We start from the raw sequence: 19,499 nt of genomic DNA on the forward strand, positions 1-19,499 counted from the left end.
GAGGTGACGGGGAATGGCAAGATTAAATGTAAACCCCACCAGAATGGTGCTTACCTCTCTGAAAAAAAAGCTGGCAGTGGCTTCTCGCGGACATAAGCTCATGAAGGATAAACGAGATGAACTCATGAAACGGTTTCTGGAGCTTGCGAGAAAAAACAAGTCGCTTCGTGAAGAAGTGGAAAAACAGCTGGCAGAGGTTTATGGAAACTTTACAATTGCCAGTGCAGTGATGTCTTCTCAAATGATGGAGGAAGCATTGATGTATCCGAAACAGGGCGTTTCCATTGAGGTAGGCGAAAAAAATGTAATGAGTGTGGATGTGCCGGTATTTGAATTTACCACTACCACCGATGATTTAACTAATATCTATCCATACGGCTTTGCTTCGACATCAGGTGAATTGGACAAAGCGATTTCTCGTTTGTCAGAGGTTTTCCCTGTAATGCTTGAGCTTGCAGCGATGGAGAAGGAAGCTAGTCTTTTGGCGCAGGAAATTGAAAAGACCAGAAGAAGAGTAAATGCCTTAGAGTATATTATGATTCCACAGCTGGAAGAGACCATTAAGTATATTAAAATGAAACTGGATGAAAGCGAAAGAGGAAACCAGACACGTTTAATGAAGGTAAAAGACATGATGTTGGAACAGGCAATAAGGCAAAAACAAGCCGAAACGGCTGCATCCTTACAGGAATTTAAAGAGCAGGGCTAGTTTTAATAAAAGTTGATACTGAAATAAATAGACTCGTTATAAAAGGAAAGCACCATTTGATATATAATTCAAATGGTGCTTTTAATAAATATGACAAAAATTAATCCAAATAAAGATTCTTTTATTTTATTCTAAAAAATTCTAAGGAGATTTGTTATCATATGATTTACTATATCTTTAATACATAATCTGATTTCTTCCCGTCTTTTTCCCTTCATATAAGAGCTTGTCTGCTTGGTTAATCGCTTTTATTACATTTCCATTTGTATAGGGTGCTAATCCGGCAGAAAAGGTGTAAATAATCTTATTATTTTGCTTTTCGATTTCTTTTCGGAAAGTTTCTATTTTTTCATAAACCTTGTCCAAACTTTTTGACTCAAAGAACATTGCGAATTCTTCGCCACCATAACGATAAACAGGTTGTTCGGGAAATGACTGCATAAGCTGTTTTGAGAAATCAATTAAAACGTGATCCCCTTGGATATGGCCAAAGGTATCATTGATGTTTTTAAAGTGATCAATATCAATCATAACAAAAATACCCTCTTTATGGTCGGTATAAAGGTTATCCATAAAATATCGTCGATTATATAGTCCAGTTAATGCATCTTTCGTTGCCAATATTTCCAAATGCTTTTTGGATTGTTCTGTTTCTGTAATATCACTTACCATATAGATATATCCTTTGTCATTACCTATATTTACAATTTTAAAGTATAATATTTTTTTATCAAACTCATAAATCTTTGGATTTGTATCAAAGTTATAATCCTGTAATTCCGTTACAAAATGAATTGGTTCACCAAGTTTTCTTTCATTAAGAGAGGGAAATAATAGTTTGGAAGCAGGATTAAATCGAACCAATAATTTTTCATTATCAATAACCATTACGGCTTCTTCGACGGAATTAAAAATCATTTCATAGGTTACAGGCATAAAAGCAAGGGAATGATATCGCAAAAGCCCATGGAAAATAAATAAGCTCATGACTAAGTAGGAAAATGGTGATACATCAATATAGATTGCTCCTAACATATAAATAAAAAATGTGATAAATGGTATTGTAGTACCAATTAACATAAAAGCAATTCTTTTTCGATAATAACCCGTTGACTTTTTATATCTTATAAAGAAAAAAATGACAGAATAAAAAAGCGAGAAGTATAAACTTATGGTTTGTACAATGTACCAAATTCCCTTATTTAGTATCATTATTGGGAAACCAAGGGAGAAGTCAAGAGCAATTGAGGAATAGTATAAAAAATGATAAGAATTTGTGTTTACAAAAATTAAAGTAAAGACATTAATCATGAAGAGTAATGTTAGAACACATTTGTTTGCCACTTTTTTTTCATCAATATATTCTCTTGCAAATAAAAGAATTAAAGTTGGATAAAAGGAAGTTCCTATGTATTCGATTCGGATGAAATAATACATTTGTTCTATGGTATTACCTTGTAACTCAAATGAGTATCCTATAGAATGCACGGCCATAGCAAGCATTAATAAAGAAAAATATAGTGCGCCAGGTATTTCTTTGTTTTTAATTCCATAGAGTGCCAAAATACAAAGTAAAATAGAAGATACCATTAACAAACTACTTAAAATAACGTTACTCATTAGAGAACTCCTTCAAGGCGATGTCTTACTATGTAATTTAGGAATAGCATAGCTTGTATTGATATTTCAGTCGTATATTTTATTTTACTAAAATTCAATGGATTTGTCCAATCTGTAGTCTTTTTTATTTTACTTTATAAGTTCTTTACGAATCGAAAGGTTTCTTTTCTATCATAAGAAAGGTTAAACCGGAAAACGTTATATTGCAGGTATTTACAAATTTAGTTATTGACATATGCCCAAAATGGAATATAATGAGAAATATAAATGACATATGACGGAAACTATAAATGTTTTCTATGTTATCTTAAAAAAATGAAGAAGGAGATTATGAAAAATGAAAAAGAGTAAAGCAAGTATGAAATCTTGTCTTCAGCCAATGCCTAAAGTGTTAGTATCTTGCAGAGGATTGGATGGAGAAAACAATGTCCTTGCAGTCGGGTACTGTGGAAATTGCAGTTACGATCCGCCAATGGTTATGGTAGGTATTGTTCCAACAAGATATTCTTATAAAATGATAAAAGAATCGGGATGCTTTGTTGTGAATCTCGTAGAGAAATCATATCAAGAAACGTTTGATTATTTAGGAAGTCATAGCAAACGTGATGAAGATAAATTACAAGCAATGCAAGTGAAAATGGCTGACGCTGAAAAAATAAATGCACCGATACTTACGAACTGTCCTGTGAATATTGAATGTAAGGTAGTGGATTCCATTGTTACAGGTTCTCATGAAATGTTTATCGGTAAAATTGAGTATGTTCATGCAGATAACCAATTGCTTGATAACGAAGGCAATATAGACTTTTCAAAAATAGAGTTTCTTTAATAAATATGATAATTTTTCTATTATGTAAAGAGGTGATTTTGGTGAAAGAAATTAACTGATAAAGGGTTCAAATAGGTGGTAGACATGGATATTAGTGAAAAAACTGCATTGGGTTCGATAATTATAAATCTTATAATTTTCGCTATGAAATATGCGGCGGCCGTTGCATCAGGGAGTATTGCATTAAAAGCGGAAGCCTTCCATACTCTCGCAGATTTTGTTGCATCTTCGACTGTATTTATAGGAATAAAGATTTCAAAATATAAAACAAAAGCATTTCCTTATGGACTTTACAAAATTGAAAATTTATTATCTGTTTTGATTTCATTGATTATTCTTTATACGGGTTATGAAATATTACTAGAGGTAATCGATACAACAAATACTGTCGTAATTAGAAATTCAAATTATGCAATACTTAGTTTGCTTCTCTCAATCATAATCACTCTTTGTTTTTCAAAATATGAGAAGAAAGTTGGTCAAAAAACAAATTCACCTATATTGTTAGCGGATGCGGCTCATATACATATGGACGTATTAAGCAACGGCTTGGTATTCATTGCAATGATATCTAGTTTGATGGGATATCAAGTTGATAAAATAGCTGCAATTATTGTTGTTGGATTTATTGTACGAACCGGATTTCAGATATTAGAGGATGGCGCAAGAGTCCTTTTGGATGCTTCTTTGGATTATGATACGCTTAGCAAAGTAGAAAAAATTATTATAGAAACTCCTCAAGTGATTGAATTAAAGACTTTAACTGGACGTAATTCCGGAAGATTTAAATTTATTGAAGCAAACATAGTAATAAAAACTCATGATTTAAAAAAAGCACATATCATGTCAGAGGAAATAGAAAAACAAATTCAGGAAGAAATTAAAAATGTGCATGAAGTTTTTATTCATTATGAACCAATGCAAAAGGAAGAATTAATTTATGCTTTTCCTTTGACGGATGATCAGAATCATATTAGTGAACATTTTGGAGAAGCTATGTCATTTATGCTAATCACAATTAATGGAAAAGACAAAGAGGTTCGCAAGATGGAAGTGATTCAAAACCCTTTTAGCACAGTAGAAAAAAGTAAAGGCATTCTAGCGGCAGAATATTTGGTTAAAAATTTAGTTGATTTTGTTATAGTAAAAAAAGATTTTGGAAGTAAAGGGCCGCATTATGTCTTTTCGAATTCGAATGTTGAGATGATACTTACGGATGAAGTAAATCCACATGCAGCACTGAAAAAGATTGGAATTCGGGTTTAATTAAAAAAATATAGTATGTTTGTAAATAGGATTATTAGAAATAGGGAGATGATAAGATGTCGGAATTCAGTACATTTACATGGGTTGCGATTTTTGCACTCTGTGCAATGATTGTAAATAGTTTTGGGATTTGGGTCGTATATCAAAACAAGACATGGGCAATCAAAGTAAAGCACTATTTTATATGCTTCGCTGCAGGAGTATTAATTTCATCTCCTTTAATTATGGCATTTCCGCAAGCAATAGCAAAAAATTCTAATGCAGGTTTGGCTGCTTTGTTTGGTTTTATATTTATGTTTTTCAGTAATAAATATATTAAATACAAAACACAGCAACCAGAATTGGCGTTTGGAATTACAGCATTAGTAGGGATTGGAATACATTCTTTTATTGATGGAGTTATCTATTCTGTAACCTTTACTGCGAGTACTTTTGTAGGAGTGTTGGCAGGTACTGGATTAGTCATTCATGAATTTGCTGAGGGAATCATTACTTTTACTGCATTAATCGAAGGTGGATTCCATGAAAAAAAAGCGATGATATATGCGTTTTTTGTAGCTGCATTAACAACACCTGTAGGAGCGTTTATAGCGTATCCTTTTGTAAGTAATTTTAATAATTCTATTCTTGGATTGGCTCTTGGAGTTGTTTCAGGAGTTTTAATTTATCTTTCAGCCTCTCATCTTTTGCCTGCTGTAAAAGAAGGTGAAAAAGGCCATTCGTACATTGCTTTTTTATTTGGTATCTCATTGGCATTATTTATTATGTATACGAAGCAGTAATAAAGTACTATTACTTATATAGCTTTATGTAAAATACTTGAAATTTTAACTAGAACAGTGTATGATTTTTGAATAGATCTGTGTAAAAACAGAAAAAAGACGTATAATAAAGAAGGCAAAGGATCTATTTGCCAATCACTAGTTAAAATGGAGGATAAGATGAAAAAGAGAATTGCACTGATGCTGTTAGCAGGAGCTATGGTAGTATCCTGTCTAAGTGGCTGCGGAGTAAAGTCTACAAGTGACACTGATCAAAATGGAGAAAAGCAGAAATTATATGTTGTAAACTGGAAAGATTATGGTTCTGATGATGCCGACTTTATCGCTGCATTTGAAGAAGCGAATAACTGTGAAATTGTAAATACTTATATGTCAAGTGAGGAAGAATTATTAACTAAGCTTCGTACGGCAAAGGATGGAGAAATTGATGTATGCCTGCCGAATTGCAGTATACTTCCTGCAGCAATCGAAGAAGGACTTTTAAAAGAAGTGGATTCCTCAAAATTAGAAAACTTTGAAAAAATGTTTGATCGTTTTAAGGAACAGCCGGAATGCATCAAAGACGGAAAGCTGTATGCTGTACCATTTGTATGGGGTTCTACAGCGATTGCATATAATACAAATTTGATTAAAGAAGCTCCTACGAGCATAAATGCATTGTTTGATCCACAGTATGCAGGAAAAATTACGTTCCGTGACGATTACAATGATGCGGTTATGACAGCAGCATTGGTTACCGGACAAGATGCCAATAATCCAAAGGATATGGATGCAATTAAGGCAAAACTTTTGGAACAGAAGAAATTAAATAAAACATATTGGAAAACCGGAGATGAGTTTTCCAAGCTGTTTGCAAGTGAGCAAATTTCTATTGGAATGATGTGGTCCGGACAAGCAGCTTTTATGAAGCAAGAGGGACAGCCAATCGCTTATGTTGTACCGGAAGATGGTGCAATCGGTTGGGTTGATAATTGGGGAATCGCAAAAGGAAGTCAGAACGAAGAATTAGCATATAAATTCATCGACTGGATGATCAGTCGTGACTTCCAATACAACTGGGCGGTAAATGGCGGCCCTGCACCGGTAAATCAGGAAGCTGCAGACTCCTTGGATCCGGAATATGCAGCCGGTGCCGGAATGGATGAAACATCTCTAAACCGTTTAACCTTTATGCAGTATCGTACCGATGAGGTAAAGCAGACTTGGAACGAACTTTGGACAGAGGTAAAATCCAGTAAATAAGAGCGAAGGGAGAAGTGAAAGCTTCTCCTTTTTTATCTATTAGGAAATATTCTTAGACTTTTTTATTAGATAAAACGTGAGCGCAAATATGAAAAATGAAACAAGTAATCTTGTAATCTATAACAAGGATGATTTATAATCATAAAATGACTAAATAAAAATACAAGAGCATTTACAAGGAGGAATTTTGTTGAACAACTATAAGAAATGGCTTACGGCTCCGGGCACTTTAACGCTTTTGGTTTTTGCCGTCGCGCCGCTGTTCATCATGCTGTTTTACAGCTTTCGAAATGACAGCGGAGTTGGATTTACACTTCAAAATTATGTGCGTTTTTTTGAAAAAAGTTTTTATTTAAAACTTACAGGCAGAACGGTAATTTCAAGCTTAACGGTTACCGTCATCAGTTTATTGATTTCTTATCCACTTGCTTATATAATGGCAAAAAAGTTGAAAGGGATTAGAAACATTGTACTTATGCTGATTATCATCCCGTTTTTTACGAATCAACTGGTTCGTGTTTATTCCTGGCTGATTTTTTTACAGGATGGGGGTGTTTTGGAGGAGATGCTTAATGTACTTGGAATGGCACAGGATGGTTTGGGGATTTTATATACTCGAACGGCTGTTGTCATCAGCTTGGTGCACATCTTTTTTCCTTATATGGTTATTACTATTTACATTGCATTGGAACGTATTGATAATGCGCTTTTAGAAGCAAGCAAAAGCTTAGGTGCTTCGGCTGTGACTACTTTTTTCCGCGTTACTCTTCCGATGTCCTGGTCAGGAGTCGTTTCCGGCATTCTGCTTGTTTTTGTGCCATGCCTCGGCTGCTTTGTAGAACCGCGTATTTTAGGCGGCGTTGATGGTATGTTTATAGGCAATGTCATTGAAGACCAATTCTTTGAAATATATGGATGGAATTTTGGTGCTGCCATTGCATTTCTGTTGTTTGCTATGGTACTAGTTGCTATGGCTTTGATTCATCGTATGGGAGGTGAGAAACAATGAAAAATGGGGCACTTTCAAAATTATATATTTTAGGAATTTTGCTATTTTTATATACACCTATTTTTGTTTTAATGCTAATGAGTTTTAATGAATCGCGTTATAACACTTTGCCGTTTGTTTTTAGTTTAAAATGGTATGAAGCATTAAAGGATAATACAACGTTAATGACAGCAATGAACAATTCTTTGTATATTGCATTTGTTACAGGTATTTGCTGTGTGATTCTTGGTACTTTATTTGTGCTTGGAAGTCAAGTTATTTCCGGAAAATGGAAGGGATTGTTTTCTTCTATGATGGTAATGCCGCTTTCAATTCCTTGGTTGATTATGGGGCTTTCCTTGTTATTAATGATTCGAGCATTTCAAATGGATAAAAATATGTTTTTTGTATTTGCAGGACACATTATCATTTCTCTGCCATATTCGGTTTTGGTTTTGCAGGCAAGAATACAGGCACTGGATTCGGCATTGGATGAAGCAAGTGCATCGCTTGGAGCAAATGCACTTACGACATTTCGTAGAATTACACTGCCGATGCTTGCACCGGCAATGGTAGCAGGAGGATTTTTATCCTTTATGATGAGTTTTGATAACTTTGTAATCAGTTACTTTTTAATACCGGCTGGAATTACCACACTTCCGATTGAAATACAATCTTCCATTAAATTTGGTTTCACGCCGGAAATCAATGCAGTATCGACTCTCATTATCGGCATCTCCCTTGTATGTCTTGCTGTGGTCGGAGCAATCATGGGATCGAGTCTAAAAAGTATTTTTAACGGAGGGAAAGCATAATGGCAAATGTTGCGATAAAAAATTTAACGAAACAATTTGGAGATTTAACAGTATTAGATCAATTGAATTTGGAAATTCCAGATGGAACTTTAGTGTCTCTTTTAGGCTCTTCCGGCTGTGGGAAGACGACAACGCTTCGTCTAATTGCCGGATTTGAACAAGCCAATGAAGGAGAAATATATATTGGAGAAGAACGCATCAATGATATTCCTGTGCATAAGAGAAACATTGGCATGGTATTTCAAAGCTATGCATTGTTTCCGCATATGACAGTGTGGCAAAATGTTGCTTATGGCTTGGAACAGAGAAAGCTCGGTAAAGACGAAATCAAAAAAAAGGTGGATGCTATTTTGAATCTTGTTAAGCTTTCGGATTATGGAATGCGTAAGCCAAAGCAGCTTTCCGGCGGTCAGCAGCAGCGTGTTGCACTTGCACGTGCTTTAGTTACAGAACCAAGTGTACTTCTTTTGGATGAATGTTTAAGTGCCCTTGATAAAAAGCTTCGTGTAGAAATGCAGGTAGAGCTTCGAGGAATTTTGGAGAAAACAGGGATTACAACCTTATTTGTTACGCACGATCAAGAGGAAGCAATGACGTTATCTGATTGGATTGTTGTTATGAATCGTGGAAGAGTGGAACAAATGGGCAAACCATATGAGGTATATGAGCATCCGAAAAATTCATTTGTTGCAGGATTTTTGGGTAAGGTTAATTTCTTTGAAGGAAGAGTTGTTGAGGCAGATAAGAATACTGTAACTTTGGAGATGTCATGTGGTACGAGTCAATTAAATGTAAACGAAGTCAGTGAAGCAGGCAAGGATGCTGTTTATGCCATTCGACCGGAGAAGCTGCATGTAAAGAAATTAGAAGCGAAGGATGAGTCTGCAACCCAGTTAAGAAATGAGTTGGGGTTAATCGGAACCGTACAATTTATCACATACAGTGGAAACCTTTCCACATATACAATCGACTGCAATGGAAAGACCGTTTTAGCTGAGGTTCAGAACCAAGGGAAACCGGAGGAAATAAAAGTTGGAGATAAGGTTCATTTAAGTTGGGAGAGTACTTCGTGTATGAGAATGGAGGAGCAGAAATGAGCCAAGTCTTGTTACTAGGCGGATTGCTTCTTGATCGATTTTATGAAATTGATGCCTTGCCTCAAAGAGGACAGGATGGTTATATTAATCAGAGTTTTGATCAAGAAGGCGGTTGCACACTCAATATGGCAGTCACGATAAAAAATCTGGGAGGAAAGCCGTATGTGGTCTCTGCTCTCGGAAAGGATGAATGGGGGAAGCGGCTTCATCGTTATATGGAAGAAAATGAGCTTCCTTGTGACTGTATAAAATACAAAAATGGACAGACAGGGTATTGTATGGCATTCATCGAACCGGATGGAGAACGAACGTTTTTAACCGCAAAAGGCTGTGAAATCAACTTTTACCGTGATTTGGTACCGGATGAGGTTTTAGAGAACATCGAGTTTGCAGCACTGACCGGATATTATTTACTGGAAGGGGAAACGGAAACGGAAGTCTTGTTAGACTTTATGAGGGAACTCAAACAAAAAAATATTCCTATCCTGTTCGATCCGAGTCCTTTGGTTGATAAAATTGAGTCAGAAGCATTGGCTGTTATGATGCAATTGGCGGATATATTGACGCCAAATGAAACAGAAGGCTTATTTTTATCTCATAATCAGGACGTTAAGAAGTGGGCAAGCAATCTTGCGAAGCAAGGGAAAACGGTATTTTTAAAGAATGGAAAGCAGGGGGGAGCCGTATATCATGAAAATAGTGAATTTCAGTACATGGCACAAGCTGTAAAACCAGTTGATACGACCGGAGCCGGAGACAGCTTTGCAGGAGCATTGGCACATTGCCTGGCAAAAAAAATACCGCTTTCTATGGCAGCGCAGATTGCTTCAGCTTGTGCGGCAAAAACAGTATTGATTTCGGGACCACATGGACGATTTTCTATTGCGGATTTACCAAAAGAATTACAGGATTATTTATAAGGAATAAAAGCAAGGAAGGAAGGACAAATAATGTTAGATCGAGCTTACGGTTGCTTAGTAGGAGGGGCCATTGGCGATGCCATGGGAATGCCTGCATCCTTTTTTACAAGAGAAAAAATTAAGAAAACATATGGATATATTGAGGATTTTATTGAACCGGAATTGGAAACGCAGAGTTACCATGGGACACTCCATGCAGGAGAAATTACAGACGATACGCAGGAAAGTGTAATCATTGCAAATCTTTTGATTGAAAAGGGCTGTTTTGATAAAGTGGAATTTGAACGTGCAATGAAGGAATGGGCGATTGAGAATAAAATGTTGGAAAGTACAGTGATTGGACCTTCTACAAGAAGGTTCTTAACAGCACTGGTAGAAGGAAGAGATCCGGAGGAAGGAGCAAAGGAAAGCGCAACGAATGGAAGTGCAATGCGGGTTGCGCCGATTGGAATTCGGTATCATGCGGATTTGGAACAGTGCAGACTAGCGGCAGCACAGTCTTCCGTGCCGAGTCACGGAAGCGCCCCTGCGGTGGCTGCGGCCTGTGCGGTAGCGGCCGCCTGTGCTGCCGGAATCCAAGGTGGAAAAACACCCGGCGAGATTATGGACATTGCCGCTGAAGCTGCCGAATACGGCGAATCTGTTGGTTATGATATCACAGCACCGAGTGTATCTCGCCGCATTCGCCTTGCTAAGAGACTGGTAGACGAAAACCGCGAAAAAGGATTTTCCGCGGTTTTGGATGAACTCGTTGGTATCTTTGGAGCGAGTATGCAGGTTTATGAATCCGTAGCCATTGCTTTTGGTGTATTCTATGCCGTTGACGGAAATGCGAAGGACGGCATTTTAGCAGCCATTAATGCCGGAGATGATGCGGATACAAATGGAGCTATCTGTGGAAACCTGTGCGGTGCTTATTCCGGAGCATCTGCGCTTCCGGATGCATGGAAAAAGAGAGTGGAAGAAACTTCTCACGTTGATTTTAAAGCGACAGCTAAAAAGTTGTTATTGGTTAATTAAAAGGCTCAAATTTGAGCCTTAATCCAAGATACTAAAGCTTAATGCCAAAGTTCAGCTCCCATATAACGGATGGACTCAATTTCACGCAGATCAATAATTTTTGAGAACGATTGATCCTTTGTGAATGTGATTCCATCGCTATGTGTTCCCGAGGAGTTATAACCCACTTTACTTCCGTCTTTTAATGTAATTTCAATTTCATTTTGTATCGGTTCTGTCTGTGGTGCAGAATCATACAAGGAAACTCCCTTCCCCTTTGCGTTAATGGTGATGGAAATTGGGGAAATTCTTAAGGTAGTGACCAATGCATTCTTTCCTGAGCCTGCAAGTGAGATTTTCTTCAATGGGTGAGTGGTAATGGAGGCATCCTTATAATCCAAAGGAATATTTAGCTCCCATTTACCACTTACCAAAGTTTCTTCGTAAGGCTCAGTTTCAAGGTAAGTGCAGATATTTTCAAATTGAATTTGAAGGTTTTTCTTTAAGAGACTTTGATTACTGCTTAATTCTAAAAGGAACGTACGAACATTATCATTTGGATTCTCATCCTCCATTTCTGAGAAAGAGTAGCCCATACCGGTATGAAACGGGGTAAAGTTATCTTTTAGTTTTACATCATAAGAAGAAAATCCGTAATATGGAAGATTTAATACATTTTCATCCTCAGCAATAAGATCAAATAAGACATAGACCATGTTTTTATCTCCTATGGCCTGACGTGCTCTTATTGTGTATCCGTTATCCCTGTCTTCTTGTCCGAGTAATATAGCGGAATTTTGAATGGCATCGATTTGCTCTTGATAAGACGGCTTTAGGTACGTAAGAAAAGCAGGATCAATCATAGTTGTTACTGCGGCAAAGGATATGGTCGCCATAGTTAAAATTGCAACTAAAATTGCCGGCAGCAGACGGCGTTTTCTTATTCTGCCATTTTTTAATTCTATAGTTGGTACACTGCTTTGTTTTACGTGATTTTTTTCGGCAGTCGTTTCGAATGAATCATCTAAATATGTGTCCGGATTTGGAATATTTGCTTTTTCTAATACTTTGTTTAGTAAATCTGTTTTTTCCCCTTCATTCAATCCTGCAGTACCGTTTTTTTCTTGCTCTTCTTGCATCATTTCATCTATTATTTTTTCGTCAGGCTGCCAATTCCCGATTAAATCAGTCAGTTTATTCATATAATAAATCCCCTCTCGATTAATTGTTTCTTTAAGCTTATTTTTCCCCTATACAACTTGTTTTCCACCATCTTCTCCGTTAATTGCAATGTGCTGGCAATTGTTTTTATACGTTCTTCAAAAAAGTAACGACGGATAAAAATTTCTTGGTCAGGTGGCGGCAAATTTTCAATTACTTCATGCAAAATTGCAGTATTTGTCTTTTTTGAGAGTTCATCGGTAAAATCCATTTCCAAAGAAAGACTGTCTTCCTCCAGTGGAATCGAAAGCGTATCCTTTTGGTGTTTTTTTCGATAGTCTAAAGCTGTATGACGAGCAATGCCATACAGGTAGCTTTTTAATGGAACACCGTTCTTTATATCAAAACGGTCAATGCTTTGCCATAGACGAACAAAAACATCTGAAACGCATTCTTCGATATCTTCCGAATTATTTAAACCTATTATCTTGCATACAATCCAATGGACAGAATCCCCATATTCATCGATGGCTTTTGCAAGTCCTTTAGAAGGAGAATTTTGGAGAAGCAGCAATAATTGTTGATCATTCATATTAACCTCGTTATAACTATATTTTTTAAATTTATCAGTCTATATATCTTGCCAGCTGATATGACAATGAAGAATTCTTCAATAGTACATTCGACGCAAAACGTATTTTCACTCAGAGAATTTAAAAAATTTATGAATATTTTACTCTATTATACACCAATGTTTTATTTATATTTTTACTTTCATTGTAACAATCGTTAAATCATTCTATAATAAGTTGAATAGCAAATACAGGAGGTTAGAATATGGAACAAAAAACATTTTATATCAGTGCAGATATCGAAGGTATAACAGATGTTACTTCATGGTGCGAAACCCAAGAAGGCGGTGACGGTTATGAAGAAGCACGCGCGCAAATGATAAATGAGGTTTCTGCGGCATGCAGAGCGATTCTTGATGCTGGTCACTGCGTTGTTGTCCGTGATGGTCATGATTCAGCGCGTAATTTAGACCATGCTAAACTTCCTAAAGACACCATGCTGATGCGTGGATGGGCATGTCACCCCGGTTCCATGGTTGCCGGTATTGATGAGAAATACGCGGGACTCATTTGCATTGGCTATCATGCTCCTGCTGGATCGGATGGCAGTCCTCTTGCACATACCATAAATAGAGACAAGGTAAATTACATAAAAATTAATGGTGAATTAGCTTCAGAATTTACTATAAATAGTAATTTTGCCGCAGAATATGGAGTTCCTACTATTTTTTTAAGTGGGGATCAAGCGATATGTGATTTGGCAAAAAAAGAAGTACCGAAAATCAATACAGTTGCAGTTAAGAAATGCAAAGGAAATTCTACCTTTAATATTCATCCTGAAACTTCTTGTGATCTGATATATAAGGGAGTTTCAAAAGCAATATCTGAGGATATTCCTCCGAAAGATATTCCAGATGAACTGATTCTTGAAGTATGCTTAAAATCACATCAGCCTGTAAGGAATGCCCTTGCTATGCCTGGGGTAGAAAAACTGGATAGCAATACTGTACGATATATAGCCAAGAACCCTATGGAATTAAACATAATGAGGGAATATATAATGGGATAAAATACAAGGCAGACAGCGAAAGAGCTGTCTGCCTTTATGATTATTCTGCTTTTTTAAATTCTGTATTCTTTAATACGGGAGCGTCATCCTTATTGTAAAATATTCTGAAATTCGGGTCAACTTTTCCAATTCCCATATATTTTGCTTTATAGTCATTTAATAACTGAATAAATTTAGGTACTAAGAAAACCAGACAAATCAAGTTCATCCATGTAGGAAGTCCTGATCCAATATCTGCAATAACCCAGATGTCTCCACTTGCAAGAGATGGATTCGCAACTACCATATAGCAAACAACAATTCCTGCAAATGGATATACAATTTTTAATATCCATAGAAAGAAATTTATTAATTTAACTCTTTCGCCCAGAAGATGCTTTAACAGAATTTCGTTGTACACCCACCAGCCGCCAGTTGTTGAAAAAGCAAATAAAAATACTGAAATAGCAATGATCCATCTTCCGAAACTACCAATACCAGATTCGAATGCCAATAGAGTAAGAGATGCACCGGCAAGTCCGCAATCCCACACACCTGTAATAACAATGACAAGCCCAGTGATCGTACATACAATGCATGTATCAACAAATACTTCAAAAGCTCCCCACATACCTTGTTTAATTGGATGATCGACCTTGGCGGAAGCATGAATCATTGGTGAAGTACCCCACCCAGCTTCATTGCTATATAATGCTCTTTTAAACCCAGTGTTTAAGCAAAGTGCTACCGTTGCACCTGAGAATCCACCCACAGCAGCAGTAGGATTAAAGGCACTTTTAAAAATAAGAGCAATAGCGGAAGGTAAGGAGCTAAGATTAAGTAAGATAACGATAATACCAGATATTACATAGAACAAACACATAAAAGGGACACATTTTTCTGCAACTCTTGCAACACCTTTTATACCAAATATGATTACGATAAATGTGGATATGGAATAAAACCATCCCCAAGAAACCAAACTGCCAAATTGGGTTGTTGAGTACATTGCATCTGCAACGTTATATGTAGTCATAGTAAGAAATACAGTTATAAGCAAGCCTAACCCAAAAACCAAAGCTGGTATGAACCAGAGTTTAAAATGTTTTTCTTTGCCTAATCCTTCCTGCATATAATAAGTAGGACCACCATAAAAATCTCCATTTATGTTTTTCTTTCTGTAATGCACCGCAAGTGTAACTTCCATCATTTTTGTTATCATGCCAAGGAGTGATGCGATAAACATCCATACAATTGCACCTGGTCCTCCAACCGCAATTGCTGTTGCAACACCACCGATGTTTCCTGTACCTACGGCACCTCCGATGGCCATTGAAATGGCTTGGAATGGCGAAAGTTGTCCTGCGGAATTATCCTGTTCCTCATTGGTTTTTCTGGAACCTCGCACTAGTTTGCCGAAGGTATTTTTCAGAATATATCCCAAGTATCTGAACTGAAAGCCTTTTGAAGCTACCGTCGCAATAATACCTACACCGGCAATTATAATTAATAACCACGGGCCCCAAATAATGTCGTTTGTAAAATAGATTAAAAAATTCATAGTTTCTCCTTTCTTATTGGAATATAGAATCGTTTCACATTAATAACAATGTGCAATATTCATACCAAATTTTATTTTACTATTAATTTTTGTAACCCTTTTTCGGTAATTCGGGTACCCTGTCTTCCTATTCCAATATCAACTAAGCCTTCTTTCTGCATATCTGACAAAATTTTTCTCAATTTTACATCACTTACATTCATATAAGACATTTTCAACATTCGTACTAATTCCGTTCTACCCAGTCCATGTCCGATTTCATTATTATCCATTAACAATTTTAATATTTGTTCCTTTACTTCATTAATAGAAATTACCCCATTCTTAAGAATTTCTTTACGATTTTCAACAAGCATAGTGCTTCCTTCGAATAATGGAGGTAATTTTTTCAACATTTTATAGTACAAGGCACAGCTTTCTAACTCTCGTACATTTCCGGGCCAATCATAATTTAAAATTCTCTTTTTATCCGAGGAACTGACATTTCTATAATCCTTTCCCGTGAATTCTTCAAAAATCAAAAGAATATCTTCCTTTCTGTTTCGCAGTGGCGGTACTAAGATTTGAAGTACATTTAATCTATAATACAAATCATTTCTAAAGTTTTCCTTTTTTACCTCCTGAAGTAAGTCCTTATTGGTTGCTGCGATTATTCTTACATCAATATCAATTACTTTATCGCTGCCAATCCTCATAATTTGTCTCTCTTGCAGAACGCGTAGCAATCCGGACTGTAATTTCGGAGAAATATCGCCTATTTCATCAAGAAAAATTGTACCTTTATTGGCTTGCTCGAAGTACCCTAATTTTCCTTTTTTTCTTGCTCCTGTGAAAGCACCCTCTTCATATCCGAACAACTCAGATTCTAACAGCGACTCAGGTAATGCAGCACAATTTACACCAACAAAAGGCATGTTGCTTCTTTCAGAATAGTTGTGTATTGATTGCGCAAAAAGCTCTTTTCCTGTACCGCTTTCACCACTGATCAGTATAGTATAATCAGTCAATGCCGCTTTTTTGGCTAAGTCAATACTTTGTTTCATTGTAGAAGATGCGTAGATAATGCTATTGAAATTATATTTGGCAAACAAACCCCTCTCTTTAAGTTTCCTATTTAGACTGGTTTCCATATCTTTAATGACGATTTCATCCTGTAAAGTAACAAAGTAACCAAGTTTTTGTTCTGCTGCAACTAAGGATACTTTATTCATAATATAGTTTAGTCCGTCTATGGAAACCATTTGCTTAGAAATATTTTCCGGTTTTGATATTTCATTTCTTATTTCATCTGAAACATAATGCTCAACAGGTGCTGATGAATTTTGATTAAAACCAAATATTTTCTTAGCTTTTTTGTTAAAATATACGACACGACTCTCAGAGTCTATGACAAAAATAGATGAATCTGAATCATATACATATTCATTCAGCATTTGTTCTTTCAAATAACTATCAAAATAATTTATCTGAAAATCCTTTAAAGGTTCTATAATGCTGGAAATATGCCTTATAAGATTGTAATTTACACGCTCATTATTCAAATCCAGAATATTCATTGTTTGAAGAAGCGTATCAAATCCAATTTCTCTATATCCTGTGTTAATAACATTTTTAATATGCTTTGGTACCAGTTGAGGTTCATTTGGCGTGATTGCATATTCAATCTTGTCATAAAAGCCTTCCATTTCAAGCTTTTCATCATAGGGTATAAAATTAACATGCCCTATCCCAAGTTCATAAAACATATATACCATTTCTTCAGCGCTTTGTAATGTATCATTTACGATCAGGACGTCTGTATTTTTTGGTATTTTTAGGATTTTAGGCAAATGTTCTTTTCTGGCACTTCTTGTCATTATTACTGCATTTTTAAAAATAAACATATGTTTTTTTAATTCTGGTAATAATTTTTTATCAATTACAATATAAGCATCGGCATTAACCTGTGAATCATTTGAAAGCTCATCAACAAAACAATTTTCAATCTCTACATATTCCTCAAATATTTTTTTAAGAATTCCTTCCAGATAAAGAATTGCATCCATATTGAAACGATTTCTATAGACAACTTCGATTTTTTTCATCTTACACCTCAAATTTATTTTAATTTAATAAATAATTATATCATGATGAATCATAAAATTCAGAATTATTCAATATTTAATCCTATTAAATAAGATTAATTTAATTTTTCTTAAGTGTAATATCGTATTATTTGATGAACTAACGGTAAGGATTTGCTCTTTCAAAGTAAAGTGAATATATCATGTACAATTATAGAAAGAAAATAGGAACTCTCGTTTCAACCGTTTCTACTATGAAAAATAAGACCATCACTCTATGATGGCATAAAATATGCATATATTTTACATCGAAAATGATTTGTTATATGAATAACTCAACTTTTTCAAAGCGCATTCGTTTTTCCTATGGTGGATTGAATTTAATGATTTTATGAGGTGCTAATTAAGGAGAGTGTATAGGATGGGAATACCAAACAATAGTAGATTGAATTTATTTTCCAAATGGGCACATGGAAAATATAATTTAATAACAGACGTTTCAGGGGTTAAAGTAGGTCATATTACTATAAAAGATAAGAATATCAATACTGGAGTAACTGCTCTTTTACCGCACTCAGGAAATATTTTTCTAGATAAGGTAATGGCGGGTGCCTCGATAATCAACGGCTTCGGTAAAAGTATCGGGATTATCCAAATTGAAGAGCTTGGTACAATTGAAACACCAATAATACTTACAAATACATTAAGTATTGGTACTGCTTTTACTGCTTTATCAAAATATATGTTAAAGAAAAATCCGGATATCGGAGTGAAAACCGGAACTGTAAACTGTCTTATTACCGAATGCAACGATGGTAGATTAAATGATATTCGGGGATTTCATGTAGAAGAAAAGCATGTTTATGAAGCAATTGATAAAGCTGATATTATATTTGATGAAGGTGCTGTAGGCGGAGGAACTGGGATGTGCTGTCTAGGCTTAAAAGGTGGTATTGGTTCTTCATCAAGACTTGTAAAAATTGATGATACTGAGTATACAATTGGTGCATTGGTAATGGCGAATTTCGGAGAAGCAGGCAACCTCGTAATCGGGGGTAAGCATTATGATACAAATGCATGCTCAAATAATAAGAAAGATCAGGGTTCGATTATAATTATAATTGCTACTGATATACCACTTTCAGAACGGCAATTAAAGAGAGTGGCAAAAAGAGCTACAATATCTCTCGCAAGGACAGGCTCATACTGTGGAAATGGCAGCGGAGATATTGCGATTGCTTTTACGACTGCCAACAGACTTCCTCATTACAGTGATAGAAATATAATGAATTTTAAAATGTTTTACGATGAAAATATTGATATGGTTTTTGAGGCTACTGTTGAAGCAGTAGAAGAATCAATTGTAAGTGCACTTTATCATGCAGAAACAATTACCGGAATCAGAAACACAACTGCAATTGGACTGCAGGATTTTTTACGCCAATAAAAAATGGAAATTAAGTTGCCGTGTTATTCTTGCTGAAATACAAAAGCCGCAGTGTTTTACTTTGCGGCTTTTGTGTATATTAAAAATCATGAACGAGTAAATTTATTTACCCATTTTATCTAGAAGAGTCAGCATCTCTTCAATTTTTTTATCTTTCTCTGTTTCATTGTCACTTTCCAATGCATTTTTGACACAGCATTTAATATGACTTCGAAGAATTTCTTTGTTGGCCTTGTTCAAGATGGCTTGTGTTGCGAGAATTTGATTGGAAATATCGACACAATAGCGGTCTTCCTCTACCATCTTTAGAATTCCTTCCAGCTGACCTTTCGCCGTTTTGAGCAAGCGAGTGACAGAGTTTTTATCCGCTTTCATAGAAA

General features: G+C 35.8%; 18 protein-coding genes. 12 read left to right on the forward strand and 6 right to left on the reverse strand.

Annotated features, from left to right (window positions below; genetic code table 11):
• Positions 1-13 precede the first annotated feature (13 nt).
• A complete protein-coding gene (locus I2490_RS03765) occupies positions 14-709 on the forward strand; it encodes a V-type ATP synthase subunit D (RefSeq protein ID WP_206458452.1) in 696 nt (231 codons plus the stop codon).
• Between the two features lie 177 nt (positions 710-886).
• Here I2490_RS03765 and I2490_RS03770 read toward each other — a convergent pair whose 3' ends face one another.
• The gene (locus I2490_RS03770) at positions 887-2,329 is read right to left on the reverse strand and encodes a histidine kinase N-terminal 7TM domain-containing diguanylate cyclase (RefSeq protein ID WP_206458453.1); all 1,443 of its coding nucleotides are present in this window, start codon (positions 2,327-2,329) and stop codon (positions 887-889) included.
• 337 nt (positions 2,330-2,666) lie between these two features.
• Between I2490_RS03770 and I2490_RS03775 the strand changes: the two genes are divergently transcribed.
• From I2490_RS03775 to I2490_RS03815, 9 genes are all read left to right on the forward strand, one after another.
• The gene (locus I2490_RS03775) at positions 2,667-3,158 is read left to right on the forward strand and encodes a flavin reductase family protein (protein ID WP_206458454.1); all 492 of its coding nucleotides are present in this window, start codon (positions 2,667-2,669) and stop codon (positions 3,156-3,158) included.
• A gap of 84 nt (positions 3,159-3,242) precedes the next feature.
• Complete coding sequence (locus I2490_RS03780; protein WP_206458455.1) at positions 3,243-4,424, forward strand: cation diffusion facilitator family transporter; 1,182 nt, start codon at positions 3,243-3,245, stop codon at positions 4,422-4,424.
• Between the two features lie 56 nt (positions 4,425-4,480).
• The gene (locus tag I2490_RS03785; protein ID WP_206458456.1) at positions 4,481-5,206 is read left to right on the forward strand and encodes a ZIP family metal transporter; all 726 of its coding nucleotides are present in this window, start codon (positions 4,481-4,483) and stop codon (positions 5,204-5,206) included.
• A gap of 159 nt (positions 5,207-5,365) precedes the next feature.
• Positions 5,366-6,448: an ABC transporter substrate-binding protein gene (locus I2490_RS03790; RefSeq protein WP_245157081.1), complete on the forward strand. Its 1,083-nt coding sequence runs from the start codon at positions 5,366-5,368 to the stop codon at positions 6,446-6,448.
• 190 nt (positions 6,449-6,638) lie between these two features.
• Positions 6,639-7,457, forward strand: a complete 819-nt coding sequence (locus I2490_RS03795) for an ABC transporter permease (protein WP_245157082.1) — start codon at positions 6,639-6,641, stop codon at positions 7,455-7,457.
• Positions 7,454-8,251 (forward strand): ABC transporter permease, encoded by a 798-nt coding sequence (locus I2490_RS03800; RefSeq protein WP_206458458.1) that lies wholly within the window; start codon positions 7,454-7,456, stop codon positions 8,249-8,251. Before I2490_RS03795 ends, I2490_RS03800 begins: the two co-directional genes overlap by 4 nt.
• Positions 8,251-9,348 carry an ABC transporter ATP-binding protein gene (locus tag I2490_RS03805; protein WP_206458459.1) on the forward strand — a complete coding sequence of 366 codons (1,098 nt, stop codon included), beginning with the start codon at positions 8,251-8,253 and terminating at the stop codon, positions 9,346-9,348. Before I2490_RS03800 ends, I2490_RS03805 begins: the two co-directional genes overlap by 1 nt.
• Positions 9,345-10,268 carry a carbohydrate kinase family protein gene (locus I2490_RS03810; RefSeq protein WP_206458460.1) on the forward strand — a complete coding sequence of 308 codons (924 nt, stop codon included), beginning with the start codon at positions 9,345-9,347 and terminating at the stop codon, positions 10,266-10,268. Before I2490_RS03805 ends, I2490_RS03810 begins: the two co-directional genes overlap by 4 nt.
• Before the next feature lie 30 nt (positions 10,269-10,298).
• The gene (locus I2490_RS03815) at positions 10,299-11,288 is read left to right on the forward strand and encodes an ADP-ribosylglycohydrolase family protein (protein ID WP_206458461.1); all 990 of its coding nucleotides are present in this window, start codon (positions 10,299-10,301) and stop codon (positions 11,286-11,288) included.
• Positions 11,289-11,326: 38 nt separating this feature from the next.
• Here the strand turns inward: I2490_RS03815 and I2490_RS03820 are convergent, their stop codons facing one another.
• Positions 11,327-12,469 (reverse strand): DUF4179 domain-containing protein, encoded by a 1,143-nt coding sequence (locus tag I2490_RS03820; protein WP_206458462.1) that lies wholly within the window; start codon positions 12,467-12,469, stop codon positions 11,327-11,329.
• Positions 12,466-13,020: an RNA polymerase sigma factor gene (locus I2490_RS03825; protein WP_206458463.1), complete on the reverse strand. Its 555-nt coding sequence runs from the start codon at positions 13,018-13,020 to the stop codon at positions 12,466-12,468. Before I2490_RS03825 ends, I2490_RS03820 begins: the two co-directional genes overlap by 4 nt.
• Before the next feature lie 245 nt (positions 13,021-13,265).
• Between I2490_RS03825 and I2490_RS03830 the strand changes: the two genes are divergently transcribed.
• Complete coding sequence (locus I2490_RS03830) at positions 13,266-14,069, forward strand: M55 family metallopeptidase (RefSeq protein ID WP_206458464.1); 804 nt, start codon at positions 13,266-13,268, stop codon at positions 14,067-14,069.
• Between the two features lie 40 nt (positions 14,070-14,109).
• Here I2490_RS03830 and I2490_RS03835 read toward each other — a convergent pair whose 3' ends face one another.
• Both I2490_RS03835 and I2490_RS03840 read right to left on the reverse strand, forming a co-directional pair.
• On the reverse strand, positions 14,110-15,609 hold the full coding sequence (locus I2490_RS03835; RefSeq protein ID WP_206458465.1) for an alanine/glycine:cation symporter family protein: 1,500 nt from the start codon (positions 15,607-15,609) through the stop codon (positions 14,110-14,112).
• Between the two features lie 71 nt (positions 15,610-15,680).
• Positions 15,681-17,693: a sigma-54 interaction domain-containing protein gene (locus I2490_RS03840; RefSeq protein ID WP_206458466.1), complete on the reverse strand. Its 2,013-nt coding sequence runs from the start codon at positions 17,691-17,693 to the stop codon at positions 15,681-15,683.
• Positions 17,694-18,093: 400 nt separating this feature from the next.
• Between I2490_RS03840 and I2490_RS03845 the strand changes: the two genes are divergently transcribed.
• The gene (locus I2490_RS03845; RefSeq protein ID WP_206458467.1) at positions 18,094-19,119 is read left to right on the forward strand and encodes a DmpA family aminopeptidase; all 1,026 of its coding nucleotides are present in this window, start codon (positions 18,094-18,096) and stop codon (positions 19,117-19,119) included.
• A gap of 102 nt (positions 19,120-19,221) precedes the next feature.
• On the opposite strand, the gene I2490_RS03850 is transcribed toward I2490_RS03845, so the two are convergent.
• Positions 19,222-19,494, reverse strand: coding sequence for a metal-sensing transcriptional repressor (locus I2490_RS03850; protein ID WP_206458468.1), 273 nt, complete (start codon positions 19,492-19,494; stop codon positions 19,222-19,224).
• Positions 19,495-19,499: the final 5 nt, after the last annotated feature.

Origin of the sequence: Anaerovorax sp. IOR16, assembly GCF_017168145.1 — a bacterium.
GTDB lineage: Bacteria > Bacillota > Clostridia > Peptostreptococcales > Anaerovoracaceae > IOR16.